The organism is Curtobacterium sp. PhB142 (assembly GCF_004341255.1).
Classification (GTDB): domain Bacteria; phylum Actinomycetota; class Actinomycetes; order Actinomycetales; family Microbacteriaceae; genus Curtobacterium.
In genome coordinates this window covers 218,026-242,894 of sequence record NZ_SLUT01000003.1, presented here as the reverse complement: position 1 = coordinate 242,894, position 24,869 = coordinate 218,026, and the positions used below count along the sequence as shown (strand labels likewise).

The window sequence follows — 24,869 nt, the reverse complement described above, 5'->3', positions numbered from 1 at the left end:
CACTGACTCCGGGTCACTGACTCGCAGAAGGGCCCGCACCGGCAACGGTGCGGGTCCTTCTCGCGTGCAGGGGCGCGCGTCCCGGTAGCGTGGTCACGTGCGCACCCTCGTGAACTCGGTCCGGTTGATCGCCGTCATCGCCGTCGTCGTCGCGATCGTCGCCCAGTGGCTCGTCAGCTCGAAGACGGACGTCTACAACCCGTGGAACTTCTTCGGCTACTTCACGATCCAGTCGAACGTCATCATCGCCGTGGCCCTGGCGGTGACCCTCGTCGCCTCGGCCCGCCGCAAGCGTGGGGATCTGCGGGTGAGCCTGCTCCGGGGCGCCGGCACGGTCTACATCGCCACGACCGGCATCGTCTACAACACCCTGCTGACGAACGTCGACGTGTCGGCGAGCGTCCAGTGGTCGAACGACGTGCTGCACAAGGTCATCCCCGCGTACGCGGTCCTCGACTGGCTGCTGTTCTCCGACCGGTCGAAGCTGCTCCTCCGCCACGTCTGGTGGTTCCTGGTCTACCCGGCCGTGTGGACGATCGTCATCCTGATCCGGGGCGCGACCGACGGCTGGGTCCCGTACCCGTTCCTCGACCCGGCGCAGGGGTACGACGTCGTGGCGATCTACTGCGTCGGCGTGGGCGTCTCGATCGGGTTGCTCGGCGTCCTCGTCGTGGGGATGAGCCGGCTCCGACTCGTCAAGGTCTGAGCTGACGGGCTACGAACGGAAGTCGCGCAGCTTGTCGAGCACCAGGTCGGCGAGCTGCACGAGTCCGCGGATCTGGTCGTCGTCACGGTCGACCCAGCGGCACTCGGGCTCGTCGGCGACGGGGACGAAGCCGTCGTGGCGCTCCCAGACGAACAGGGTGCGGTCGGCACCGAGCACGTACTGCTGCCACCAGATCTGCCGCAGGTAGTGCCGGGGGATGCTCCGCCAGCCCTTCGCGGTGGTCTTGATCTCGGCGAGCACCACCCGCGAGCCCTGGACACCGACGCCGTCGGGGGTCGCGAGGTGCGCCCGGTTCGCAGCGGCGTGGAACAGGTGCGCCGAGGGCTGGATGCCGTGTGTGGCCGCGACCCAGGCGGCGATGTGGGGCTCGCGGTCCTTGCCGTGCTCAGTGAACGCGTTGCCGGAGAACCGTGAGCCGTAGCGCTTCTCGGTGACGACGGCCTCGACCGCGTGCAGCGAGGCGAGCCGAGCGACGTCGGTCGCGGTGATGCCCGCGGCGCGGGCGCGGAGCCAGGCAAAGCGGTCCGAGGAGTGCGCGACGATCCGCTCGGTGTGGCCGCGCAGGGCGGTGAACGCATCGCGCCCGGGGACCGCAGCCGGCGTGGCGGAGGCAGATGGCGCCTCCAGACCGGGGTCCAGGTCGCCCCACAGGGTGGGCTGCACGATCGTCACCCGTCGATTCTCCCCCCGACCACCGGCAAGACCGAATCCGACGCGCTCACGAGGCGCAGCGCACACGTCAGGAGACCAGCTCACGCCCCTCGGCGTAGGCGACCAGCTCGTCGACCCCGGCGGGGGAGAGCGCGTAGCCGATCGCGAGCGCCGCTGCGCCCTGCAGCGCGGCGAGCGACCCCGCACGCGACTGGGCGATGACGAGGTGCTCGGTGGCGAGCGGCATGGACCGCGAGTAGACGACCTCGCGGACGCCGGCGAGCAGGTGCTCACCAGCCTGCGTGATCGAGCCGCCCAGGACGATCACCGACGGGTTCATGAGCGAGACGCACGTGGCGAGCACCTCGCCGATGTCGCGGCCCGCCTGTCGGACGGCGTAGATGGCGTCGAGGTCGGAGCGGTTCACCAGGTCCAGCACGTCGGCGCCGGTGTGAGCGTCGTGCCCCTTCGCACGCAGGGCACGGGCGATCGCCGGACCGGACGCGACCGCCTCGAGGCACCCGGTGTTGCCGCAGTGGCAGGGGACGTCGCCGGCGCGGGACACCCGCACGTGGCCGATGTCACCGGCGGTGCCCTGGGCGCCGCGTTGCAGTTCGCCGTCCGACACGATGCCGGACCCGATGCCGGTGGCGACCTTGACGAACAACAGGTGGTCGACGTCGGGCCAGCCGTGCTCCCGTTCGCCGAGGGCCGCGATGTTGACGTCGTTGTCGAGCAGGACGTGCGCCGCGATGTGCTGGCGGAGCCACGACGGCACGTCGAAGCCGTCCCACCCGGGCATGATCGGCGGGTTCGCCGGGCGTCCGGTCGAGAACTCGACCGGACCTGGCACGCCGATGCCGATGGCGATGACGTCCTGTCGGGCACGGCCGACCTCGTCGAGCAGCTCGTCGATGGTGGCGACCAGCCACGACAGGGTCTCCACCGGGCCGGCGGCGATGTCGATGCGCGCTTCGCGGGTGGCGAGCGGGGCGGCGACCAGGTCCGTGACGGCGACACGGCCGTGCGAGGCGCCGAGGTCGGCGGCGATCACGAGTCGGGCGCGGGGCTTCAGCGCCACCTGGGCCGGCGGCCGTCCTCCGGTGGAGACGGCGGTGTCGACGGGGCCGACGAGACCGACCTCGATGAGGGAGTCCAGGCGCACGCCGATGGTGGAGCGTGCGAGTCCTGTCAGTGCGGCGAGCTCGGCCCGGGTCCGCGGCACGCCGTCGCGGAGGATCTGGAAGAGCTCGCTCGTCCCGACCGGAGGCGACGCTGCCGTCCGAGTCAAGTCGACCATGGGGGGAGTGAAGCACACATCGAACGCGCCACGCAACGAAGTTCGTCGACCTTCCACGAACTTCTGCTTGACCGCCGACAGAAGTGGTCATAGTGTGACGCTCGGTCAGTGACGACCGCACCATCTCGACGAGGAGAACCCCTGGTGACCCAACCGATCTCGGTTCAGCTCTACACCGTCCGCGACGCCCTCTCGGCCGACCTGCCCGGCACGCTCCAGCGCATCGCCGACATCGGCTACACGAACGTCGAGGCCTTCGGCTTCGTCGACAACGCCGACGAACTCGCCGCCGCGCTCCGCGACGCCGGCCTCGCCGCCCCGAGCGGACACGCACGACTGCTGGACGCCGGCGAGCAGGACCTCGAGCGGATCTTCCACGCGAGCGTCACCGTCGGACTCGGCACCCTCATCGACCCGCACATCGACGAGGCCCGCTGGACCACCCGCGAGGACGTCGAGGCCATCGCCCGCGAACTGAGCGCCCTCGCCCCCCGCGCGGCCGACCACGGCCTGGTGCTCGGCTACCACAACCACGCGTTCGAGTTCTCGAACCGCATCGACGGCGTCAGCGCCTACGAGGTCTTCGCCGACGCGCTGTCCGACGACGTCGTGCTCGAGCTCGACACCTACTGGGTCACGGTCGGCGGTGACGACCCGGTGGCGATCATCGGCAAGTACGGCGACAAGATCGAGTTCCTGCACGTCAAGGACGGCGACGGCTCCCACGACGACGACAAGCAGGTCGCCGTCGGCAACGGCATCATGCCGATCCGCGAGATCCTCGCCGCCGCACCCGACGCACTCCACGTCGTCGAGCTCGACGGCCACGAGGGCGACGTCTTCCAGGCGGTCGCCGACTCCTACACGTTCCTCGAGGGGGCCCGCGCATGACCGACACCACGGCGTCCACCGCCCTCGACAGCAGCACCCGGACCGGCCGCGTCGGCGTCGGCGTCATCGGCGCCGGGGTCATCTCCGACCAGTACCTGTCGAACCTCACCGTCTTCCCCGACGTCGAGGTCCGCTTCATCGCCGACATCGACCTGCCGCGCGCAGCCGCCCAGGCCGAGAAGTGGGGCGTCGCCGGGTCGGGCACGGTCGAGGAGCTCCTGGCCGACGACGACATCGAGATCGTCGTCAACCTCACGATCCCGGCCGCCCACGTCGAGGTCGCCCTGCAGGTCCTCGCCGCCGGCAAGCACGTGTGGGGCGAGAAGCCCTACGCCCTCGACCGCGAGAGCGCGATCGAACTCCGTGACGCCGCACGCGCCGCGGGCAAGACCGTCAGCGTCGCACCCGACACCTTCCTCGGTGCCGGCCTGCAGACCGCGCTCCGCACCATCCGCGACGGCCGCATCGGCAAGCCGCTCAACGGCCTGACGCTCTTCCAGAGCCCCGGCCCGGAGTCCTGGCACCCGAGCCCCGAGTTCCTCTTCGCGTACGGTGCGGGCCCGCTGTTCGACATCGGCCCGTACTACATCACCACCCTGGTGCAGACGTTCGGTCCGGTGAAGAAGGTCACGGCGACGGCGTCGAAGTCCCGCGCCACGCGCACGATCGGCTCCGGCCCGAAGGCGGGCACCGAGTTCCCCGTCGACGTCCCGACGAACCACTCCGCACTGATCGAGTTCGAGGACGGCGGGAGCGCGCAGAGCGTCTTCTCGTTCGAGTCGGACCGCGGTCGCACGGGCGTCGTCGAGATCGCGGGCGAGACCGGCACCGTCGTGTTCCCGGACCCGAACAACTTCGACGGCGACACCGAGCTGTACGCGCTCGGCGCCGAGGAGCCCGAGACGATCCCCGCGGTCGGCTCCACCTACTCGCGCGGCACCGGCGTGGTCGACCTCGCCCGCTCGCTCCGCGCAGGCGACGAGAACCGGGTCCCCGGTGCACTCGCCTTCCACGTCCTCGACGTGATGGTCTCCATCGCCGAGGCGGCAGAACGTGGCGAGGCGGTGCTCGTCGAGAGCACCGTGTCGCCCTCCCAGACCCTCCCAGAGGGTTGGGACCCCGCGGAGCAGACCCTGGCCTGACCGGCCCGGGTCCGCCCCGCACACCACAGCAGCACCCGACGTTCCACCCCTGCACCATCCCTGCACCATCTCAACGACGAGAAAGTAGAGAGTCATGCGCACTGCCATCCGCGCACTGGCCATCACCGCGGCCGCCGCACTCACCGTGACCGGCCTCGCAGCCTGCTCCTCCGGGTCGTCCGGTTCCTCCGGCGACTCCAAGACGCTCACCTACTGGGCGTCCAACCAGGGCACGTCGCTCCAGAACGACAAGGAGGTGCTGACCCCCGTCCTCAAGAAGTTCACGAAGGAGACCGGGATCAAGGTCGACCTCCAGGTCATCGGCTGGAACGACCTGCAGACGAAGATCCAGACCGCCGTCACCTCGGGCCAGGGCCCGGACGTCGTCAACATCGGCAACACCTGGGCCACCTCGCTCCAGGCGACCGGTGCGTTCCAGGAGTACGGCGACTCCGAGATGAAGGCGATCGGCGGTGCCGACAAGTTCGGCAAGGTCGCGCTCTCCACCGGCGGCGCCCCCGGCAAGACCGTCACGAGCGTCCCGCTCTACGGCCTCGCGTACGGCCTGTACTACAACAAGGCGATGTTCAAGGCAGCTGGCGTCGAGGCACCCACCACGTGGGAGGACCTGACGGCGGACGCCAAGAAGCTCACCACCGGTGGCAAGTACGGCTTCACCATCGCCGGTGGTTCGTACACCGAGAACGCGCACTTCGCGTTCATCACCTCGGCGCAGAACGGCGGCGAGTGGTTCGACAAGGACGGCAAGCCCACGTTCACCGAGAAGGGCAACGTCGACGGCATCAAGCGCTACCTCGACCTGATGCAGTCCGACAAGGTCGTCAACACCTCGAACGCGCAGTACGACAACGGCACGCAGGCCGTGTCGGACTTCGCGAACGGCAAGGCCGCGATGATGCTGACGCAGAACAACGCGAACGCGACCATCACCTCGCAGGGCATGAAGACGGACGAGTTCGGCGTCGTGCCGTTCCCGACCACCGCTGACGGCAAGGACATCGCGTCGTTCCCGGCCGGCATCAACCTGTCGATCTTCAAGAACACGAAGAACAAGGACGGCGCGCTCAAGTTCGTCAAGTACATGACGAGCGCGGACACGCAGACCACGCTCGACAAGCCGTACTCGGCCCTCCCGGTGCTCGCCGCCGCGGCCGACTCGGTCACCGACGAGCAGACGAAGACGTTCCTCGACATCTACAACAACAAGGCCAAGCCCCTCCCGCTGGTCCCCGCCGAGGACCAGTTCGAGTCCACCGTCGGCAAGGCGATGAACGACATGTTCGCCAAGATCGCCACCGGCGGCTCCGTGTCCGACAGCGACATCAAGACCGCGCTGCAGACCGCCCAGGACCAGGTGTCCCAGGCGAACGGCTGATCCACCCAGGAGGCCCGGGGCGCGTCCGCAAGGACGCCCCGGGCCTCCGCCCCTCGCGTCCAGAGCCGGACCCGCCGGGGCAGGTCGTCACCGGCCCCACAGTCCCAGAGCCGGCCATCCGCCGGCAGTGAGCGTCCCGTCTCACGCACGCCGTGCCTCCCGTCCGCTGCCACGGACCGGGGTGCGAAGCACCCGAACCCCCTCCTGCCGAAAGGCCCCCGCCCATGTCCACGACGGTCCTGCCCGATGCGGAGCGCATCGACCTGACGCACACGAAGGGCTCGACGCTGTCGGGCCGTCCGCCAGGTCGCAAGCGCAAGACCAACTGGCTGCCCTACGCGCTCGTCGCGCCGGCCATCCTGTTCGAGCTGCTCATCCACATCGTCCCGATGCTCACCGGCATCTGGATCTCGTTCATCCAGCTCACCAAGTACTTCATCGCCAACTGGGGCGCCGCTCCCTTCGCGGGACTGCACAACTACTCGGTCGTCGTCGACTTCGACCAGGCGATCGGCAAGGGCGTCCTGCACTCCTTCCTGATCACCTGCGGCTTCACGGTGCTCGTCGTCGGCCTCTCCTGGACCTTCGGCATGGCCGCCGCGGTCGCACTGCAGAAGCCGTTCCGGGGCCGCGGGCTGTTCCGCACCCTGTTCCTGGTGCCGTACGCGCTGCCGATGTACGCCGGCATCATCACCTGGAAGTTCATGTTCCAGCGTGACTCCGGCGCGGTGAACCACGTCCTGGTCGACCAGTTGCACCTGTTCAACGGCACCGGCCCGTTCTGGCTGATCGGCTCGAACGCCTTCGTCTCCGTCGTCGTCGTGGCGATCTGGAAGACCTGGCCCTTCGCGTTCCTGATGCTGATGGCCGGCCTGCAGTCCGTGCCGAACGACGTGTACGAGGCCGCCTCGGTCGACGGCGCGAAGCCGTTCCGGCAGTGGCGCTCGATCACGCTGCCGATGGTCCGCCCGGTCAACGTGACGCTCGTGCTCGTGATGTTCCTCTGGACCTTCAACGACTTCAACACGCCGTTCGTGCTGTTCGGCTCGACCGCGCAGCCCCCGGCCGCGGACCTGCTGAGCTTCCACATCTACAACGCGTCCTTCATCACCTGGAACTTCGGCTCCGGTGCCGCGATGAGCGTCCTGCTCCTCATCTTCCTGCTCATCGTCACCGGCATCTACCTCGCCGTGACCAACCGGAGGTCCGTCCGTGCGTGAGACATTCGGCGCCAAGTCCTTCAAGGTCGTGACCCTGGTCATCCTGACCCTGTTCACGGTCGTGCCCCTCTACGTGATGATCACCACGGCCATCAAGCCGCTCGGTGACGTGCAGAACGACTTCACGTGGATCCCGACCAACATCACCATCCAGCCGTTCATCGACATGTGGTCGACGGTGCCGCTCGGCAAGTACTTCGTCAACTCGCTCGTGGTCTGCACCATCGCGACGGTGTTCTCGCTGATCATCGCGACGTTCGCCGCCTACGGTGTCTCGCGCTGGAACTTCAAGGGCAAGAGCACCTTCACCACCGCGGTGCTCTCCACCCAGATGTTCCCCGGCGTGCTGTTCCTGCTCCCGCTGTTCCTCATCTTCACGAACCTCGGGAACTCGCTCGGCATCCAGCTCGTCGGCAGCTGGACCGGCCTGATCATCACGTACCTGACGTTCACGCTCCCGTTCTCGATCTGGATGCTCGCCGGCTACTTCGAGACCATCCCGCGTGAGCTCGACGAGGCCGCGATGGTCGACGGTTCCGGCCCGATGGGTGCCCTGTTCCGGGTCATCCTGCCCTCGGCCCGCCCGGGGCTGGTCGCGGTCGGCATCTACTCGTTCATGACGGCCTGGGGCGAGGTGCTCTTCGCCTCGGTCATGACCAACGGCGACGGGCAGACGCTGGCGGTCGGTCTGCAGCAGTACTCGACGCAGACGAACGTGTACTGGAACCAGATCATGGCCGCGTCCCTGGTCGTGTCCATCCCCGTGGTGATCGCGTTCCTCATCGTGCAGCGCCAGTTCGTGGCCGGCTTGACCGCCGGTGCGGTGAAGTAGGCAGCTGGCTCCAGCTCCGGCTCCAGCTCCAGCTCCAGCTGCAGCTCCGCGAAAGCGACAGATTCCCGGCGAACATCGCCGGGAATCTGTCGCTTTCGCGTTCCGGTCCGTGCCGCCCGGGCAGGATGGGGCGCATGAGTGGAGCGCGCGGGCGGCAGCTGCGGCCAGGACAGACCAGTCGGGTGCACGTGTACGACCTCGAGTCGCGGAGATCGCGGCTGGTGTTCGAGTCGAGGACGGTGCTCGTCGAGGCGCCGAACGTGCTCGATGACGGCACCCTCGTGCTGAACGGGAACGGCGACCTGTGGCTGCTGCCGCTCGCCGACGGCGGGCAGGTGCTCGACGAGACCGCGCTCGTCCCGGTGCCGATGCCCGGCGTCCCCGAGATCAACAACGACCACGTGCTCGACCCCTCGGGCAACTCGGTCGTGGTGAGCGGCCGCGACGGGGACCTCTACCGGGTGCCCGTGCCGGCCGGGGGAGCGGCCGCGACCCTCACCGACGTCACCACCGCGCTGCCGGTCGTCCGGAAGTTCTACCTGCACGGCATCGCCCCGGACGGGGAGACCCTCGCGGCGATCGTCGGGGAGCGCACCGAGGCGGGCGTCTGGACCACCGACGTCGCACTCGTCGACCACGCCACCGGCGAACCGACGTTCCTGACCCGCGACGAGCACCCCGACGACGGCGTCTCGTTCGCGGGCGAGATGCTCGTGTGGAACTCGGAGCGGTTCACGCCGGGCACCGCGCAGCTCGTCGCGCTCTGGCCGGGGGCGACCGACCCGGTCCGGATCACGAACGACGACCGGGTGAACTGGTTCCCGCACGTCTCGCCGGACGGGGAGCACCTGCTCTACCTGTCCTACGAGCCGGGGGTGCAGGGCCACCCGGCCGACCACCGCGTGGAACTGCGGCGGCTGCCCGGGGCGCTCGTCCGCGGCGCCCGGATCATGCCGGTGCCGGAGACCCTCGTCGTGCTCGACGGCGGCCAGGGCACGGTCAACGTCCCGCCGTGGTCCCCGGACTCCCGCTGGTTCGCCTACTGCGACTACCCCGTGGGTCGAGACTCGGTCTGAGCGACAGTCCTCGGGCTCGTGGCCACGAGGACTGTCGCCCACCGCGAGACTCGGGTCACCTCAGACCTCGCGCACCTGCCCCTGCTTGAGGTGCAGGCGACGCTCGGCCCGCTTCGCCACCCACGAGTCGTGCGTGACGATGACGACCGTCAGCCCGCGTTCCTTCCACTGCTTCTCGATGAGCCCCATGATCTCGTCGCGGGTGCCCTCGTCGAGCGCGCCGGTCGGCTCGTCCGCCAGCAGCACGCTCGGGTTCTTCACCAGGGCACGGGCGATCGCCACGCGCTGCTGCTGCCCGCCGGAGAGCTCGGCCGGCAGGTGCTCCATCCGTTCGCCGAGCCCGACCTCGCGGAGCGCGGCCGTGGCCCGCTCGCGGATCTCCGAGCGTGCCCGGTTCGCGAGCGACCCCGCGAACGCCGTCTCGACGTTCTCGAGCGCCGTCAGCGTCGGGATGAGGTTGAAGCTCTGGAACACGAAGCCGATCTCGGTCGCCCGCAGGTCGGTCAGCGCACGGTCGCCGAGCTTCGCCACGTCGCGGTCGCCGCCGAGGTGGATCGAGCCGGCCGTCGGCCGGTCGAGTGCCCCGAGCATCTGCAGCAGTGTCGACTTTCCGCCGCCGGTCGGCCCCTGGATCGCCACGAGCTGTCCCTGCGGGATCGTCAGGTCCACGTTCGTCAGGGCGGTGACGGTGCGGTTCTTCTGCGTGTACGTCTTGCTGACGTTGGTCAGCCGGTACATCGGACTGGAGGCGCGGCTCGCCTCCGCCTGGCCGGGTGCGGTGTCGGTGCTGGTCACGGTCGCTCCTTCTGGTCGCGTGCTCGGGGTCGGTGCGGGTCCGGCGGTCGGCACCGCGCCGGTGGCGGGGCCGGGCATCAGGCCACGCTCCGCAGTGCCTCGGCCGGGCGGAGCTTGCTCGCGCGCCAGCCGCCGAGTGCGCCGGCGATGAGGCCACCGAGGATCGCGAGGCCGATCGCCAGCAGGATGACCTCGACGGTCACCGGGGCGTGCAGGACCACGTCGGTCGTCGACGCGGTACTCGCGCCGCCGCCGAAGCCGCCGGCCGGGGCGCCGCCCGTCGTACCGCTGCCCGCGGCCGCGGTCGCCGCGCCACCGGGCATGCCACCGCCGCCACCTGCGCCGCCGCCACCGGTCGTGCTCGAGGCGCTCGCCGAGATGGTCGGGCTGATGATGTTCACCACGAGGATGCCGATCAGGCCGGCTGCTGCGCCGAGGACACCGCCGATGAGGCCCTGCACGAGGGACTCGCCGGCGACCTGCCGGGTGATGCGGCCGTTCGACCAGCCGATGGCCTTGAGGGTCCCGAACTCGCGGGTGCGCCTCGTGACGCCGGAGATCGTGAAGAGGATCGCGATGAGGAACGCCGCCGCCAGCACGACGATCGACAGCCAGGTGCCGAGGTTCGAGACGAGGCTCGACGCGGTGCTCAGCGAACCGGAGACGCTCGACGCCAGGTCGGACTCGGTGGAGACCGTGGCGGTGGTGAGCTTCTGCTGCAGGGCGGTCTTGATCGCGCTGACGTCCGACGAGGACTCGGCGGACACGTAGATCGAGGTGACCTTGCCGTCCAGGTCCGCCAGCGCCTGCGCGGTGTCGAGGGGGATGTAGGTGTTCGAGCCGGTCGTCGACGACGAGCCTGTCGAGGTGACGATGCCGATGACCTCGAAGTCGGTGCCGCCGATGTCGACGGTGTCGCCGACCGCCTTCGACTCGCTCTTCGCGTAGGACGCGTCCAGCACGACGACGTCCTTGCCGGCGTCCTTCGCGGTGAACGTGCGGCCCTTGGTGAGCTCGGTGCTGGTCAGGGGGCCGACGGCGTCGCCGGAGACCGGGATGCCGGTCACGGTGAACGAGTCGACGTTGAACGAACCGCCCCCGAAGCCGCCGCCCTGGCCGGAGTCGCCACTCGGCGGCCCCTGCTGGGTGGAGCTGTCCGTGCTGCTGCTGTCGGAGCTGCTGCTGTCCGTGCTGCTGCCGTCGGTCGACTGCTGGACCTGCCCCGAGAACGTGCTGTTCTCGAGGGTCAGGACACCGGTCGCCGCCTTGACGCCGTCGGTGCCCGTCACGGTCGTGAGGTTCGCGGCGCTGAGCGTGCTCGTGCCGCGGGCGACGGCGAGCCGTGACTGCGACAGGTCGGTCGAACCGCTGCTGTCGCTGTCGTCACCGCTCTGGCTGCCGAAGTCGAAGCTCGGTCGACCGGAGCCCGACGCGCTCGGGGTCGTCGTCTTCGTGACGGTGATGTCGGTGCCGACGCCGTACACGGACTGCAGGACGCTGGACTGGGCCGCCTTCACGCCGCCCGCGATCGAGGACACGATGACCACGAGGGCGATGGCCAACGCCATGCCGATCGCGATGATGACGGTCTGCTTTTTGCGGTTCGTGAGTTCGCGCCTGAGGTACGTCAGGAACATGGTTCTCCTCGGTGGTGGCCGGCTGGGGTCACCGGCCGCGCAGAGCGCACGGCGGGGCCGACGGAGGAGAACGTAGGCAGCCGGTCAGTGGCCGCCCCATCGGCAGCCTATGAGCTGTCTAAGGGGCCCTCAGCTCGCGTCGCCGTACGCCCGACGCAGGTGCTCCGCGTAGCCGCCGGGCGTCCGGCCGGCGAACCGACCGCTCGTCACCACCGGCAGGTCGACCGTCGCGTCGACGCGGAACCCCATCGCGTGCGCCCGATCGACGAGCCGGACGTCCTCGTGCTCGGGGACGGGGTCGAACCCGCCGAGCGCCAGGTACGCCGATGCCAGCACGCCGAGGTTCGCGCCGTGCACGTGCCCGAGCGCGGCACCGGGCGGGTGCGCCTGCGTCCACCGGGCGAGCACGACCGGGTCCAGGTCGTCCGGGTCGGGGACGACGGCGCCGACGAGCACGTGCGCCCCGGAGCGGAGGGCCTCGGCCTGCTGGACCAGCCAGCCCTCCGGCACCCGCGAGTCCGCGTCGGTGTGGGCGAGCCAGCGGGACGCCGGGTCGGCGGGGTGCTGCCGGAGCGCGTGCGTGGCCCCGATGGTCCGCGCCCGACCGACGCCGACGTGGGCGGTCGCGACGACGTCGACGGGGAAGCGCTCGACGACCGTCGCCGTGTCGTCGGTGCAGCCGTCGAGCACGACCGTCACCGAGACCGCCACGTCGGGGTGTTCCCCGGCGAGTCGGGCGCGGGCGGCGAGCAGGGCGTCGAGGCAGGCGGCGATGCGGTCCTCCTCGTCGTGGGCGGGCAGCACGACGTCGATCCGCGTGACGCCGGAGGGCGCGGTCACCGGACGAGTCCCTCGGCCCGTGCGACCGACACGACGCCGGGGCCGGGCAGCACGCTCAGCACGAAGTCCGGTTCGACGTGGCGGACGAGCGCCGGTCGTGGCCACCGTTCCGCGAGCCGGGCGTCCACCGCGTCACCGCTCGACACCGCCTCGTCGTCGGGGTGGCGCCAGTGGCAGGCGACCAGCACGCCGTCGTCGTCGAGCGACGCCAGCACCCGGTCGATCGTCTCGTCGAGGTCGGCGGGGGACAGGTAGTAGCCCACCTCGGACATGACGACGAGGTCCCACTGACCCGTCGGCCACTCGGCGGGCAGCGAGGCCTGCACGAACCGGGCCCCCGGCGCACGGACGGCAGCCCGGGCCAACGGTGCGGCCGAGATGTCGGTGCCGAGCACGGCGTCGGCCCGTTCGGCGAGCGCTGCGGTGAGGACGCCCGTGGCGCAGCCGAGCTCGAGCGCCGACCGGTACCGCTCGCGGGGGAGCGCGGCGAGCGTCACCGCCCGCTTGCGGCGTTCGTACCAGGAGCGCTCGAAGTCCCAGCCCTCCGGCTTCCGCTCGTAGTGCGCGTCGAACGACTCCCGCGAGCGCGACGCCGTCGGCTCGGGCGCGAAGAACCACTCGGCCGACCGCAGGTGGTGCGCGGCGTGCCGGTCGTCGATGATCGCCTCGTCCCCGGCGGCACCGGACAGCGGGCGGACCTGCGAGGCGTAAGCGTCGAGGGCGGCGCGCTTCCGCTCCCGGACAGCGTCGGCCAACGGCAGGACCGTAGCTCGGTCCCACGGCTGTGCGGACGCAGACGGGTCGTCCCAGTGCCACGCCCAGATCGGGTACGTCAGCAGCGACACCTCGTCGGCCTCGGCGGTGACCGCTTCGGCGACCTCACCAGCGATGCGGTGGTCCCGGTGACCGTCCCCGCGCCACGGCGCCACCACGAGCGTCGGCCGCACCGCGTCGTCGAGCGCTCGCCGCAGGGCGTCGGTGACCTCGTCCCGGTGCTCCCGCGTCCCGCCGTCGGGGATCCCGACCGACGACGCCGTCGCCCCGGGGTGCAGCATGGCGAGGGCCCGGGTGAACTCGTCGTCGCGCACGATGGCCAGCTCCGACGCCGTCGTGGTGGGGGAGTCCGGGTGCGAGCGCTCGCCGCGGGTGAGGAGCACGACGTGGGTGGGGAGCCCCGCATCGGCTGCGGTCGCGATGAGCCCGCCTGCACCGAGGGTCTCGTCGTCGGGGTGCGGCGCGAGGACCACCACGGAGCCGATGCCGTCCAGGTCGAGGGGTGTGGCCGACCGTGTGTCGAGGAACGGCGTCCACACCGCGGGGTCGGTGCCCGGCTCGCGGTGGTCGAAGCTCACCACGCGACACCGCCGCGCTCCGTCACGACGCGGCCGATCCGGGCGAGGTCACGGGCGCCGTGGTCCTGCAGCACGTAGAGCTCGAGGTCGGCGACCCGCGCCGCGACCGCGGGGTCCGAGGTCAGGGGAGCCGGGCCGACGGTGGCGACGACCCGCTCGCGCACGGCGTCCACCGCTCGGCGCACCCGGGAGCGCACCGTCTGGGCGAGCAGCGGCCAGTCGACCTCTGCAGCGTCGGGCTCCTCGGACCGGTCGATCCGTGCGGCGGCGTCGGCGAGGGCGTCCTCGGCGTCCGCGAGGTCGAGCACGGTCGCACCGAGGGCGGCCTGCAGCAGTTCGGACTCCGGGTGGGTCGCGGCCAGCGCGCGCAGGACCCGGCCGAGGCCCACCGCACCGCCCCACCAGCACGCGGCGACGCCGATGCCGCCCCACGCGAAGCCCGGTCGCCGCAGGTACCAACCGGGAGCGCCGACGAGCCGAGCCGCGACGCCGTCGAAGTCCACCGGGCCGCTCGGCACGTCGGGCATGCCCCGGGCGACCCAGGCCTCGTCGTGCGCGGTGACGCCGTCCTGCCGCAGGTCCACGGCGACGAGGACACGGTCGTCCCCGGCGTGCGCGGTCACCAGCGCGTGCGACAGCGTCGACGCGAGGGAGCACCACGGCTTCGTGCCGGTCAGGAGCGCCGTGCCGTCGTCCTGCACCGCGGCCTCGAGGCGGAGCCCCGGGCCCTCAGCGGCGAAGACGCCCCAGGTCGAATCAGCGGGGACCGGCACGTCGGCCTGCTGCAGGATGCCGAGCGCGTCGAGGTGCGGCTCGACGGTGCGGGCGGTCGCGACGTCGCCCACGGCGACGGCGGCGAGTGTGGCGAGGAAGCCGCCGGCGGTCCCCGCGGACAGGAGCGGGGTGGTGGCGGCGAGCGTGCGGGCGGCCGTCAGACGGTCCGCCGGGCTCGAGCCGGGCCTCCCGGCCGCCTCCTCGATCCCCGCGGTGTCGACGTGCCTGGCGGACGGTGGCCAAGCAGAGGATCGCAGCATCCCCCCAACCTACGAAGGAGCGGCCGAGTGCACTCGGAGCGATCCACAGAGCGCGGAGGGGCGGTCCACAGACAGCTCATAGGAATTCCTCGATACTCGAAGACGTGACCATCTCCCAGCCTGCAGCAGCCCCGCGCCTCACGCGTGCCGACGGAACCCCGTTGCGCATCCTGGTCGTCGACGACGAAGCCAGCCTCACCGACCTGTTGTCCATGGCGCTCCGCTACGAGGGCTGGGACGTCAAGAGCGCGAACGGCGGGCAGGACGCCCTGACGACGGCGCGGGAGTTCAAGCCCGACGCGATGGTGCTCGACGTGATGATGCCGGACCTCGACGGCCTGCAGGTGCTCAGCCGGCTGCGGCAGAACAACGACGACACCCCGGTGCTGTTCCTCACCGCGAAGGACTCGGTCGAGGACCGCGTGACCGGGCTCACCGCCGGCGGCGACGACTACGTCACGAAGCCGTTCTCGCTCGAGGAAGTGGTGGCGCGACTGCGGGGCCTCATCCGCCGCTCGCAGATCTCGATCTCCGAGGCGGGCGACTCCCGCATCGTCGTCGGCGACCTGGTGCTCGACGAGGAGTCGTACGAGGTGCACCGTGCCGGCCGGCCGATCGAGCTGACCGCCACCGAGTTCGAGCTCCTCCGGTTCCTGATGCGCAACCCCCGTCGTGTGCTGTCGAAGGCGCAGATCCTGGACCGCGTGTGGTCGTACGACTTCGGCGGCAAGTCCTCGGTCGTCGAGATCTACATCTCCTACCTGCGGAAGAAGATCGACGCCGGCGAAACCCCGATGATCCACACGGTGCGCGGCGTCGGGTACGTCATCAAGCCCACCTCGTGACCCTCCGGCGCCGGCTCGTCCTGAGCATCGTCGCCCTCGTCGTCGCCGTCAGCGCGGTGATCGGGGCGGCGAGCATCATCGCGCTCTCCTCGATCCAGACCAACGCGATCGACAAGCAGATCACGGGCGCCACGCACCGCGCGCAGCGGTACCTGCAGCAGAACGAGTCGGGTCAGCCCGGCATCGACCTCACGCGGCTGTCCGGGCAGGCTGCCGGGACACTGACCGCGTACTTCGTCGACGGGCAGGTCGTCATCGCGAACGTGCTCGACGAGTACGGGCGCCCGGGCGGGATCACACAGTCGAGCGTGGCGGCACTCGGCACGGTGCGCGTCGGTGCCGATCCGACCACGGTCGACCTCGGCTCCGGCATCGGCCGCTACCGGATCACGGCAGTGGACGTCGGTCCCGCCGTGCTGGTCGTCGGACTGCCGATGGCGTCGGTCTACGACAGCGTCTGGAAGCTGTTCTGGGTGGTCGTCATCGTCGTCGGCACCGCGCTGCTCGCCGCGTCGATCGTCGCCGCCGTCGTGGTCCGGCGTTCGCTCCGCCCGCTCGAGCGCGTCGCCGAGACCGCCTCGACCGTGGCACGGATGCCCCTCGACCGCAGTGACGCCCTGGACGGCGTCCGCGTGCCCGACACCGACCCCCGCACCGAGGTGGGCCGGGTCGGCAGCGCCTTCAACCGGATGCTCGGGCACATCGGCAGCGCGATGCAGGCCCGGGAACGCTCCGAGCAGAAGGTCCGGCAGTTCGTCGCCGACGCCTCGCACGAGCTCCGCACCCCGCTCGCCTCGGTGCGCGGGTACGCCGAGCTCACCCGTCGGATGGGCGGTGACCTGCCGAAGGACGTCGTCTACGCGATGAGCCGCATCGAGTCCGAGTCGATCCGGATGACGTCGATGGTCGAGGACCTGCTGCTCCTCGCCCGCCTCGACGAGGGGCGCGAGATCCAGTTCGACGAGGTTGACCTGACCGGCCTCGTGCTCGACGCCGTCAACGACGCCCACGCGGCATCGCCGGAGCACGTCATCGAGATCGACGTGCCGTCCTCACCCGTCGTGGTCGTGGGGGACGCCGCGCGCCTGCACCAGGTGATCGTGAACCTCGTCACCAACGCCAGGACCCACACACCAGAGGGCACCCGCATCACCGTGGGCCTCGCGCCGTCGCCGTCCGGCCCCGGCGTGGACCTGACCGTGCGGGACACCGGCCAGGGCATCGACCCGGAGTTCCTGCCGAAGCTGTTCGAGCGGTTCGCCCGAGCCGACAGCTCCCGGTCGCGCACCGTGGGGTCGACAGGGCTCGGGCTCGCGATCGTGGACGCGGTCGTGCAGGCGCATGGCGGCAGCGTCGAGGTGGCGAGCGTGCCGGGCGACACCGTGTTCACGGTGCACCTGCCGGTGGATCCGTCGGCTGCGGCGGAGTCGGAGTCGGCCGCGTCGGCCGCTGCTGCGGTGTCCGCTGATTGGTCGGGGACGCCCGCTGCGGTGGACGCGACCCACTGACGCTGGGGAGGTGCGGGGCGGGCCCGCACCGCGCCTCCCGTCCGCCGTTTGGTCTCGTCCACGGCATCTGCTACTGTTCTCGAAGCCAAAGACCGCCGGATGTCGTGCTGCTCGCAACGTGGTTGTGAACACCATGACCGAAGGTCCTCACTCGTGAGGCATCCCGCGCAGGTGTTCCGAACCACTCCCACCATCTGGTGAGAGCAGCTCCGAGCCTCTGCGCCGGAGCTTTTTTCGTTCGTGGACCTGGGGCTACCGGCAAGAAACCCCCAAGGAGAACCATGGCGAACAAGGAAGCTGCGGTCGCCGAGCTCACGGAGTCCTTCCGTAGCTCGAACGCCGTTCTGCTCACCGAGTACCGCGGTCTCACGGTCGCGCAGCTCAAGGAGCTCCGCAACTCGATCCGTGAGCACGCCACGTACGCCGTGGTGAAGAACACGCTGACCAAGATCGCGGCGAACAACGCCGGCATCTCCTCGTTCGACGAGGAACTCGCCGGTCCGTCCGCTCTCGCCTTCGTCCACGGTGACACCGTCGCCGTCGCGAAGTCGCTGCGTGCATTCGCCAAGGCGAACCCCGAGCTCGTGGTGAAGGGCGGTTACTTCGACGGTAACCCGCTCACCGCGACCGAGGTGGACAAGCTCGCCGACCTCGAGTCCCGTGAAGTTCTGCTCGGCAAGCTCGCCGGCGCCTTCAAGGCCTCGCTGTTCGGTGCTGCGTACCTGTTCCAGGCCCCCCTCTCGCAGGCCGTCCGCACCGTGGACGCCCTTCGCGAGAAGCAGGAGTCCGCGGCCTGATCTGGCTCGCGTTCCACAACCACACGTATTACTGAGTAGTAGGAGAAAATCATGGCGAAGCTTTCGCAGGACGAGCTCATCGAGGCCTTCAAGGAGCTCACGCTCATCGAGCTCTCGGACTTCGTGAAGAAGTTCGAAGAGGTCTTCGAGGTCACCGCTGCTGCCCCGGCCGCTGCTGCCGCTCCGGCCGCCGCTGCCCCGGCCGAGGCCGCTGAGGAGAAGACCGAGTTCGACGTCATCCTCAAGTCCGCTGGTGACAAGAAGATCCAGGTCATCAAGGAGGTCCGTGGCCTGACGTCGCTCGGCCTCGGTGAGGCGAAGGCGCTCGTCGAGACCGCCGACGCCAAGATCCTCGAGGGTGCGAACAAGGAGACCGCCGACAAGGCGAAGGCGACCCTCGAGGCCGCTGGCGCCACGATCGAGCTCGCGTAGTCTCGACCGTTCGGTTCACGAAGGCCGCTGCCCCTCGGGGTGGCGGCCTTCGTCGTTGCCGGGGGTGCGGTGCGTGCGGGTGCGTGTACGGCCCGAGTGGCGCTTCCGCCAAAGCGACAGAGTGGCGCCAACTGTTCGCGGGATTCTGTCGCGATGGCAGCACGTTCAGTCGGGGACTACTGAGATCTGTCGCTTTGGCAGGACACTGTTGACCGCCGGGAGGCGCGGCGGTTGTCCACAGATCGGCTCAGGCTCCTGAGACCGGTCGTCTGGAGCGACAGTGTGCTGTCATGCATCCCGCCAACGCCATCGAGATCCTCCGCACGAACGACCTCGACCGGGCTGGCGCCCGCCATCTCCAGCGACGGCAGCGGGCTGGCGAGCTCGTGCGCGTCCGGCATGGCGTCTACGTCGAACGTGCGCAGTGGGAGGCTCTGGACGGTCGCTCTCGACACCTCGTCCGGATGCGGGCCGTCATCCCGTTGCTCCGGTCCGACGCGGTGTTCGCGCTCGACTCGGCTGCTGCGGTGTTCGGTCTGCCACGACTCGATCCGTGGCCCGATCGTGTCCAGGTCGTCGACGCCGGGCTCGAGCACGGCCAGCACCGGGTGGGCCTGACCGTCCATGCCGGTGCGCCCGAACGATCGGGGAAGCTGTTCCACGGTGTTCCGTTCACCGCTCTGGCGCAGACCACCGTCGAGAACGCTCGGCGTGGCACCCTCGCCGATGCCGTCGTCGGGCTGGACCACGCATTGCGGAGCGGTGTCGAACGCGGGGAGCTCGAGCGTCTGTGCGTTGCCGGAGGTCCGTGGGGTGCGGTGCGGCTCGAGCAGGCCCTGGCGATCTGTGATGTGCGCCACGAGTCGGTCGGGGAGTCGTACTTGGCGGTCCGCGCCGCCGAGTTGCACTGTCCGGACTGGGAACCGCAGCACGAGTTCCGCTCACCGGACGGCCGTGTCGACCGTGTGGACTTCTGGCTGCCACGCCAGGGCATCGTCGTGGAGTTCGACGGTCGACAGAAGTACGAGGACCCCGGGATGCTCAGAGGGCAGACCGGCGCTGAAGCCGTGTGGGCCGAGAAGCAGCGTGAAGACCGTGTCCGGGGCCGATCAGAGGTGAACGGCTTCGTCCGCGTCTACTGGGAGCACGTCGTGGCACCGGAACGGCTCCGGTCGCTGTTCCGACAGCACGGCGTGCCGTGCCGCTGATGGCGATCGCGCGCGGGAGTGCGGAGTTCAGACCCTCCGTGCTGCCAGAGCGACACTTCTTGGCGGAGACGAGCCGGGCCTCCTGGCAGAGCGACAGATGTCTGCGAACAGTTGGCCGCACCCTGTCGCTTTGGCGGAGGGGCGCGGCGAGCGCCGGAGGGCGGCGCGGGTCAGCGCAAGGTGCTGTGACGGCGGCCGTAGGCCAGGTAGAGCACGGCGCCGACGACCATCCAGATGCCGAAGGCGATCCACGTCGTTGCGCCGAGGAACACCGCCAGGAGCACGCAGCTCAGTGCACCGAGGATCGGCACGACGGGGAACAGCGGCACGCGGTACGAGCGCTCGAGGTCGGGCTGCGAGCGACGGAGCACGATGACCGACACGTTGACGAGCGCGAACGCGACGAGGGTGCCGATGCTGGTGGCGTCGGCGAGCTCGCCCAGCGGGACCAGGGCGGCGACGATCGTGACCGCGATGCCGATGATCAACGTGTTCGCGATGGGGGTGCCGGTGCGCCGGGAGACCCGACCGAAGACCTTCGGGACGAGGCCGTCGCGGGCCATGGTGAGCAGGATCCGGGTCTGGCCGTAGAGCACGGTCAGCACCACGCTCGCGATCGCGATCACCGCGCCGATCGAGAACACCAGCGCGACGAGCGGCTGACCCGTGACGTCGACCACGATGCGGACGAGCGAGGCCTCGGACGACGAGAAGTCCGTCCACGAACGGGCACCGATCGCGGCGATGGCGACCAGGATGTAGAGCGCCGTGATGAGCGCGATCGAACCGATGATCGCCCGGGGGAGGTCGCGGCGCGGGTTCTTCGCCTCTTCGCCGGCGGTGGAGGCGGCGTCGAAACCGATGTACGAGAAGAAGAGCCTGGACGCGGCGGCGGTCACCCCAGCGGCACCCATCGGCGCGAGCGGCTCGAAGTTCTGCGCCTGGAAGGCCGTGAAGGCGACGACCACGAAGAACACGAGCAGTGCGATCTTCACGACGACCATGACGGTGTTCACCCAGGCGCTCTCGCGGGCACCGGGGATCAGGACGACGGTGGCGAGCAGGACCAGGACGGCCGCCGGCAGGTTCACGACGCCGCCGTCGCCCGGAGGCGCGGACAGTGCTGTCGGCAGGTGCAACCCGAACACGCGCAGGGTCTCGTCCACGTACTCGCTCGCGCCGACCGCGACCGCGGCCACCGAGACGGCGTACTCGAGGACGAGGCACCATCCGCAGACCCACGCGATGCCCTCGCCCATGGTGGCGTAGGTGTACGAGTAGCTCGACCCCGAAGTCGGGACGGCTCCGGCCATCTCGGCGTAGGACAGTGCCGAGAGCAGGGCCGCGATCCCCGCGACGACGAAGGAGATCCACACGGCAGGACCCGCGAGCGGCACGGCCGTGCCGAGCACCACGAGGATGCCGGTCCCGAGGGTCGCGCCGACGCTGATCATCGTCAGGTGCCAGACACCGAGCGACCGGCGGAGCGGTTCGCCGTTGACGCCGACGGCCGCCTCGGACTGCAGTTGCGCGATCGGCTTGCGGCGGGCGAGCTGCTGGCGGAGGGACGTGGGACGGGACGGCGCGGACGTCATGGGACCTCGGTGGTGCGGGGGCGGGGACGGCACATGCTCGCACGCCCCCTGAACGGGGTCAAATACGGCCGTCGGACTGCACTGCGGAACGGCGGTCGTCGAGCGCGCGCCGATGTCCGACCGCGGGGATACGGTTGCTGCATGAGCATGGGCGGCGGGATGCGCGGGGGCGGCGGTGGCGGTGGTCCGCGCGGCGGCGGCCGGATCTCCAGCGGTGACTTCCGTGCGCAGAAGGCCGCCAACGCCGAAGCGCCGAAGATCCCGCACCTGGTGAAGCGGATCGCCGGGCTGTTCGTCCCGCACCGCAGGTCGATCATCCTGACGGTCGTCCTCGTCCTGATCGGCGCGGCGATCTCGGTGATCCCGCCGCTGTTGACGCAGCAGGCGTTCGACCGGGGCCTGTTCCCACCCTCCGGCAGCCCCGACGTCCCGGTGCTGGTCGAGCTCGTGTCGGCGATGGTGCTCCTCTGGATCGCGAGCGCCGGGGTGGGCGTCTGGCAGACCTACCTGACGGCGACGGTCGGCAACAAGGTGATGGGCGCCATGCGGATGCGTCTGTTCGGGCACCTGCAGCGGATGGAGCTCGCGTTCTTCACCCGCACGAAGACCGGCGTGATCCAGTCCCGCCTGCAGAACGACGTCGGCGGCGTCGCGAGCGTCCTGAACAACACGATCTCGTCGGTGCTCGGCAACACCGTCACGGTCATCGCCGCCATCGTCGCGATGCTCCTGCTGAGCTGGCAGATGACCCTGGTCGCGGTCGTGCTGCTCCCGTTGCTCGTCATCGCGCAACGTCGGGTCGGTCAGGTCCGTGCCCGCATCGCCGGGCAGACGCAGGAGTCGCTGTCCGACATGACGGCGATCACGCAAGAGGCACTGAGCGTCTCCGGCATCCTGCTGGCCAAGAGCTTCAACCAGCAGCGCAGTGAGACGCGCCGCTACGGGGACGAGAACCGCAACCAGATCCAGTTGCAGGTCCGCCAGCAGATGTCCGGGCAGTGGTTCTTCGCGATCGTGCAGATCTTCCTGTCGATCATCCCGGCGATCATCTACCTCGTCGCGGCCTGGCTGATCATCGGCGACGTCCCGATCACCGCCGGCACCATCGTCGCGTTCACGACGGTGCAGTCGCGCTTGCTGTTCCCGACGGTCGGACTGCTCCGGGTGGTGCTCGACCTGCAGACCTCCGGAGCGCTGTTCGCCCGCATCTTCGAGTACTTCGACCTGAAGCCCGCGATCACGGACTCGCCCACCGCGAAGCCCGTCGACGACACCATGGTCGGTCACGTCGCGTTCGACGACGTGACGTTCACGTACCCGGACGGCGAGGCCGACAAGCCGACGCTCCGCGGGGTCTCGTTCGACCTCCGACCCGGGCAGTTCGCCGCCTTCGTCGGTCCGTCGGGCGCGGGCAAGACCACCGTGTCGTACCTGGTGCCACGGTTGTACGAGGCGACCGAGGGTTCCGTGCGGTTCGCCGGACAGGACGTCCGCGACCTCGTGCACGAGGACCTCATGCGCCACGTGGGGATCGTCAGCCAGGAGACGTACCTGTTCCACGCGACGATCGGCGACAACCTGCGCTACGCCAAGCCGGACGCCACCGACGACGAGGTCGAACGGGCGGCACGCGCGGCGAACATCCACGACACGATCGCCTCGTTCCCGGACGGCTACGACACGGTCGTGGGGGAGCGCGGGTACCGGCTGTCCGGGGGCGAGAAGCAGCGGATCGCGATCGCCAGGGTGCTCCTGAAGGACCCGCCGGTGCTGGTGCTCGACGAGGCCACGAGCGCGCTGGACTCGATCTCGGAACGCGTGGTGCAGACCGCGCTCGACACTGCCGCCGCGGGGCGCACCACCATCTCGATCGCGCACCGGCTGTCGACGATCCGGGACGCCGACGTCATCTTCGTGCTCGACCACGGGCGGATCGTCGAGCAGGGGACGCACGACGAACTCCTCGCGCTGGACGGCACCTACGCGCTCCTGCACCGGCAGCAGAACACCCCGGCGGACGCCGTCGGCCGCTGACCCCGCCGATCACGGCCACCGACCTGCGGGCGGGCGCGCCGATCGGACACGCGCCCCCAGACCGGACGGGAGGCCCGTGGCGGCCCCGCCACGGGCCTCCCGTCCGACACGGGGCACGACCAGGGCGAGGCGCACGTCACGACCCAGCAGAACGCGGTGTCGGCGTCCTAGACTCGGGCCCGTGCGTTACGCGAACTCCGTGGTCGACCTCGTCGGTGACACCCCGCTCGTCAAGCTCAACCGGGTCACCGAGGGGGTGCGCGCGACCGTCCTGGTGAAGGTCGAGTACCTCAACCCCGGCGGGTCGTCGAAGGACCGCATCGCCACGCGCATCATCGATGCTGCCGAGGCCTCTGGTGACCTCCGGCCAGGCGGGACGATCGTCGAACCCACGTCGGGCAACACCGGGGTCGGGCTGGCCCTCGTCGCCCAGCAGCGCGGTTACCGGTGCGTGTTCGTGCTGCCGGACAAGGTCGGCGAGGACAAGCGCAACGTCCTGACGGCGTACGGCGCCGAGATCGTCGTCACGCCGACCGCGGTGCCGCCCGAGCACCCGGAGTCGTACTACTCGGTGTCCGACCGGCTCGTCCGCGAGATCCCCGGCGCTTACAAGCCGAACCAGTACGCGAACCCGAACGGCCCCCGCAGCCACTACGAGACCACCGGTCCGGAGATCTGGCGCGACACCGAGCAGCAGATCACCCACTTCGTCGCGGGCGTCGGGACGGGTGGCACCATCTCGGGCACCGGGCGCTTCCTGAAGGAGGCGTCCGACGGCCGTGTCCGCATCGTGGGGGCCGACCCCGAGGGTTCGGTCTACTCCGGCGGCACCGGCCGGCCGTACCTGGTCGAGGGTGTGGGCGAGGACTTCTGGCCGACCGCGTACGACCCCGAGGTGCCGGACGAGATCATCGCGGTGTCGGACGCCGACTCGTTCGCTATGACCCGCCGCCTGGCGCGGGAAGAGGGCCTGCTCGTGGGCGGGTCCAGCGGGATGGCGGTCGTCGCAGCGCTGCGGGCCGCCCGCGACCTGACCGAGGACGACGTCGTCGTGGTGCTGCTGCCCGACGGCGGTCGCGGCTACCTCGGCAAGATCTTCAACGACCGGTGGATGCGCTCGTACGGCTTCGCCGAGACCGACGAAGCGCGCACCGTCGGGTCGCTCATCGCCGGCAAGGACGGCCGTCTGCCCGACCTGGTGCACGCGCACCCGGCGGACACCGTGCGCGAGGTCGTCGACATCATGACCAAGTACGGGGTGTCCCAGATGCCCGTGCTCAGCGCGGAACCGCCGGTCGTCATCGGCGAGGTCATCGGGGCCGTCGCCGAGAAGGACCTGCTCGAACAGGTCTTCACCGGTGCCGCGAAGATGACGGACGCCCTGACCGGTTTCGTGGGCGAACCGCTCCCGTTGATCGGCGTGGGCGAGTCCGTGTCCGCAGCGCGTCGAGCCCTCGAGACGGTGGACGCCCTGCTCGTCGTCGAGGACGGCAAGCCGGTCACGGTCCTGACCCGCCACGACCTCCTGACCTACCTCTCCGAGTAAGGAACGCAGCC

Annotated in this window: 22 protein-coding genes; 14 read left to right on the top strand and 8 right to left on the bottom strand. The window is 70.2% G+C overall.

Annotation, left to right across the window (positions count from 1 at the left end):
• Positions 1 to 97: 97 nt before the first annotated feature.
• Positions 98 to 706 (top strand): Pr6Pr family membrane protein, encoded by a 609-nt coding sequence (locus EDF31_RS07345; protein WP_131845697.1) that lies wholly within the window; start codon positions 98 to 100, stop codon positions 704 to 706.
• Positions 707 to 715: 9 nt separating this feature from the next.
• Here the strand turns inward: EDF31_RS07345 and EDF31_RS07340 are convergent, their stop codons facing one another.
• Both EDF31_RS07340 and EDF31_RS07335 read right to left on the bottom strand, forming a co-directional pair.
• Positions 716 to 1,399 (bottom strand): YqaJ viral recombinase family protein, encoded by a 684-nt coding sequence (locus tag EDF31_RS07340; RefSeq protein WP_131845696.1) that lies wholly within the window; start codon positions 1,397 to 1,399, stop codon positions 716 to 718.
• A 67-nt stretch (positions 1,400 to 1,466) separates the two neighbouring features.
• Positions 1,467 to 2,678: an ROK family protein gene (locus EDF31_RS07335; protein WP_185002799.1), complete on the bottom strand. Its 1,212-nt coding sequence runs from the start codon at positions 2,676 to 2,678 to the stop codon at positions 1,467 to 1,469.
• Positions 2,679 to 2,822: 144 nt separating this feature from the next.
• Between EDF31_RS07335 and EDF31_RS07330 the strand changes: the two genes are divergently transcribed.
• The 6 genes from EDF31_RS07330 to EDF31_RS07305 all read left to right on the top strand — a co-directional run bounded on the left by EDF31_RS07330 (position 2,823) and on the right by EDF31_RS07305 (position 9,235).
• Entirely contained in the window at positions 2,823 to 3,569 is a 747-nt protein-coding gene (locus EDF31_RS07330; RefSeq protein WP_123292112.1) for a sugar phosphate isomerase/epimerase, read from the top strand.
• A complete protein-coding gene (locus EDF31_RS07325; protein ID WP_131845695.1) occupies positions 3,566 to 4,711 on the top strand; it encodes a Gfo/Idh/MocA family oxidoreductase in 1,146 nt (381 codons plus the stop codon). Before EDF31_RS07330 ends, EDF31_RS07325 begins: the two co-directional genes overlap by 4 nt.
• A 94-nt stretch (positions 4,712 to 4,805) precedes the next feature.
• Positions 4,806 to 6,107, top strand: coding sequence for a sugar ABC transporter substrate-binding protein (locus EDF31_RS07320; protein WP_131845694.1), 1,302 nt, complete (start codon positions 4,806 to 4,808; stop codon positions 6,105 to 6,107).
• A 224-nt stretch (positions 6,108 to 6,331) separates the two neighbouring features.
• Positions 6,332 to 7,327 (top strand): sugar ABC transporter permease, encoded by a 996-nt coding sequence (locus EDF31_RS07315; protein ID WP_111084254.1) that lies wholly within the window; start codon positions 6,332 to 6,334, stop codon positions 7,325 to 7,327.
• Positions 7,320 to 8,159: a carbohydrate ABC transporter permease gene (locus tag EDF31_RS07310; protein ID WP_131845693.1), complete on the top strand. Its 840-nt coding sequence runs from the start codon at positions 7,320 to 7,322 to the stop codon at positions 8,157 to 8,159. Before EDF31_RS07315 ends, EDF31_RS07310 begins: the two co-directional genes overlap by 8 nt.
• Positions 8,160 to 8,293: 134 nt before the next feature.
• The gene (locus EDF31_RS07305) at positions 8,294 to 9,235 is read left to right on the top strand and encodes a hypothetical protein (protein WP_131845692.1); all 942 of its coding nucleotides are present in this window, start codon (positions 8,294 to 8,296) and stop codon (positions 9,233 to 9,235) included.
• 60 nt (positions 9,236 to 9,295) lie between these two features.
• Here the strand turns inward: EDF31_RS07305 and EDF31_RS07300 are convergent, their stop codons facing one another.
• The 5 genes from EDF31_RS07300 to EDF31_RS07280 form a co-directional block, all read right to left on the bottom strand.
• Positions 9,296 to 9,973 (bottom strand): ABC transporter ATP-binding protein, encoded by a 678-nt coding sequence (locus EDF31_RS07300; protein WP_131845849.1) that lies wholly within the window; start codon positions 9,971 to 9,973, stop codon positions 9,296 to 9,298.
• A 134-nt stretch (positions 9,974 to 10,107) separates the two neighbouring features.
• On the bottom strand, positions 10,108 to 11,667 hold the full coding sequence (locus EDF31_RS07295) for an ABC transporter permease (RefSeq protein WP_131845691.1): 1,560 nt from the start codon (positions 11,665 to 11,667) through the stop codon (positions 10,108 to 10,110).
• Positions 11,668 to 11,796: 129 nt separating this feature from the next.
• Positions 11,797 to 12,507, bottom strand: a complete 711-nt coding sequence (locus EDF31_RS07290) for a glycosyltransferase (RefSeq protein WP_165901359.1) — start codon at positions 12,505 to 12,507, stop codon at positions 11,797 to 11,799.
• On the bottom strand, positions 12,504 to 13,859 hold the full coding sequence (locus EDF31_RS07285; protein WP_243649923.1) for a bifunctional PIG-L family deacetylase/class I SAM-dependent methyltransferase: 1,356 nt from the start codon (positions 13,857 to 13,859) through the stop codon (positions 12,504 to 12,506). The genes EDF31_RS07290 and EDF31_RS07285 overlap by 4 nt, the downstream gene beginning before the upstream one ends.
• Complete coding sequence (locus tag EDF31_RS07280) at positions 13,856 to 14,893, bottom strand: acyl-CoA/acyl-ACP dehydrogenase (protein ID WP_131845688.1); 1,038 nt, start codon at positions 14,891 to 14,893, stop codon at positions 13,856 to 13,858. Before EDF31_RS07280 ends, EDF31_RS07285 begins: the two co-directional genes overlap by 4 nt.
• 110 nt (positions 14,894 to 15,003) lie before the next feature.
• On the opposite strand from EDF31_RS07280, the gene EDF31_RS07275 reads away from it, so the two are divergent.
• The 5 genes from EDF31_RS07275 (at position 15,004) to EDF31_RS07255 (ending at position 19,683) form a co-directional block, all read left to right on the top strand.
• Entirely contained in the window at positions 15,004 to 15,738 is a 735-nt protein-coding gene (locus EDF31_RS07275) for a response regulator transcription factor (protein WP_197068690.1), read from the top strand.
• Positions 15,735 to 17,246: a HAMP domain-containing sensor histidine kinase gene (locus tag EDF31_RS07270; protein ID WP_123292120.1), complete on the top strand. Its 1,512-nt coding sequence runs from the start codon at positions 15,735 to 15,737 to the stop codon at positions 17,244 to 17,246. Before EDF31_RS07275 ends, EDF31_RS07270 begins: the two co-directional genes overlap by 4 nt.
• A 281-nt stretch (positions 17,247 to 17,527) precedes the next feature.
• Positions 17,528 to 18,043 carry a 50S ribosomal protein L10 gene (rplJ, locus tag EDF31_RS07265; protein WP_123292121.1) on the top strand — a complete coding sequence of 172 codons (516 nt, stop codon included), beginning with the start codon at positions 17,528 to 17,530 and terminating at the stop codon, positions 18,041 to 18,043.
• Positions 18,044 to 18,094: 51 nt separating this feature from the next.
• Positions 18,095 to 18,475: a 50S ribosomal protein L7/L12 gene (rplL, locus tag EDF31_RS07260; protein ID WP_017888664.1), complete on the top strand. Its 381-nt coding sequence runs from the start codon at positions 18,095 to 18,097 to the stop codon at positions 18,473 to 18,475.
• Positions 18,476 to 18,765: 290 nt separating this feature from the next.
• Entirely contained in the window at positions 18,766 to 19,683 is a 918-nt protein-coding gene (locus EDF31_RS07255) for a type IV toxin-antitoxin system AbiEi family antitoxin domain-containing protein (protein ID WP_131845687.1), read from the top strand.
• Between the two features lie 170 nt (positions 19,684 to 19,853).
• Here the strand turns inward: EDF31_RS07255 and EDF31_RS07250 are convergent, their stop codons facing one another.
• On the bottom strand, positions 19,854 to 21,278 hold the full coding sequence (locus EDF31_RS07250; protein WP_131845686.1) for an amino acid permease: 1,425 nt from the start codon (positions 21,276 to 21,278) through the stop codon (positions 19,854 to 19,856).
• Positions 21,279 to 21,419: 141 nt separating this feature from the next.
• Between EDF31_RS07250 and EDF31_RS07245 the strand changes: the two genes are divergently transcribed.
• On the top strand, positions 21,420 to 23,312 hold the full coding sequence (locus tag EDF31_RS07245; RefSeq protein ID WP_243649921.1) for an ABC transporter ATP-binding protein: 1,893 nt from the start codon (positions 21,420 to 21,422) through the stop codon (positions 23,310 to 23,312).
• A 181-nt stretch (positions 23,313 to 23,493) separates the two neighbouring features.
• On the top strand, positions 23,494 to 24,858 hold the full coding sequence (locus EDF31_RS07240) for a cystathionine beta-synthase (RefSeq protein ID WP_123938636.1): 1,365 nt from the start codon (positions 23,494 to 23,496) through the stop codon (positions 24,856 to 24,858).
• Positions 24,859 to 24,869: the final 11 nt, after the last annotated feature.

Coding starts and splice junctions, on each gene's coding strand:
- EDF31_RS07335 (WP_185002799.1), bottom strand. CDS start 2,678: ATGGTCGACTTGACTCGGACGGCAGCGTCGCCTCCGGTCGGGACGAGC.
- EDF31_RS07325 (WP_131845695.1), top strand. CDS start 3,566: ATGACCGACACCACGGCGTCCACCGCCCTCGACAGCAGCACCCGGACC.
- EDF31_RS07320 (WP_131845694.1), top strand. CDS start 4,806: ATGCGCACTGCCATCCGCGCACTGGCCATCACCGCGGCCGCCGCACTC.
- EDF31_RS07315 (WP_111084254.1), top strand. CDS start 6,332: ATGTCCACGACGGTCCTGCCCGATGCGGAGCGCATCGACCTGACGCAC.
- EDF31_RS07305 (WP_131845692.1), top strand. CDS start 8,294: ATGAGTGGAGCGCGCGGGCGGCAGCTGCGGCCAGGACAGACCAGTCGG.
- EDF31_RS07300 (WP_131845849.1), bottom strand. CDS start 9,973: ATGTACCGGCTGACCAACGTCAGCAAGACGTACACGCAGAAGAACCGC.
- EDF31_RS07295 (WP_131845691.1), bottom strand. CDS start 11,667: ATGTTCCTGACGTACCTCAGGCGCGAACTCACGAACCGCAAAAAGCAG.
- EDF31_RS07280 (WP_131845688.1), bottom strand. CDS start 14,893: ATGCTGCGATCCTCTGCTTGGCCACCGTCCGCCAGGCACGTCGACACC.
- rplJ (WP_123292121.1), top strand. CDS start 17,528: ATGGCGAACAAGGAAGCTGCGGTCGCCGAGCTCACGGAGTCCTTCCGT.
- rplL (WP_017888664.1), top strand. CDS start 18,095: ATGGCGAAGCTTTCGCAGGACGAGCTCATCGAGGCCTTCAAGGAGCTC.
- EDF31_RS07255 (WP_131845687.1), top strand. CDS start 18,766: ATGCATCCCGCCAACGCCATCGAGATCCTCCGCACGAACGACCTCGAC.
- EDF31_RS07250 (WP_131845686.1), bottom strand. CDS start 21,278: ATGACGTCCGCGCCGTCCCGTCCCACGTCCCTCCGCCAGCAGCTCGCC.
- EDF31_RS07245 (WP_243649921.1), top strand. CDS start 21,420: ATGAGCATGGGCGGCGGGATGCGCGGGGGCGGCGGTGGCGGTGGTCCG.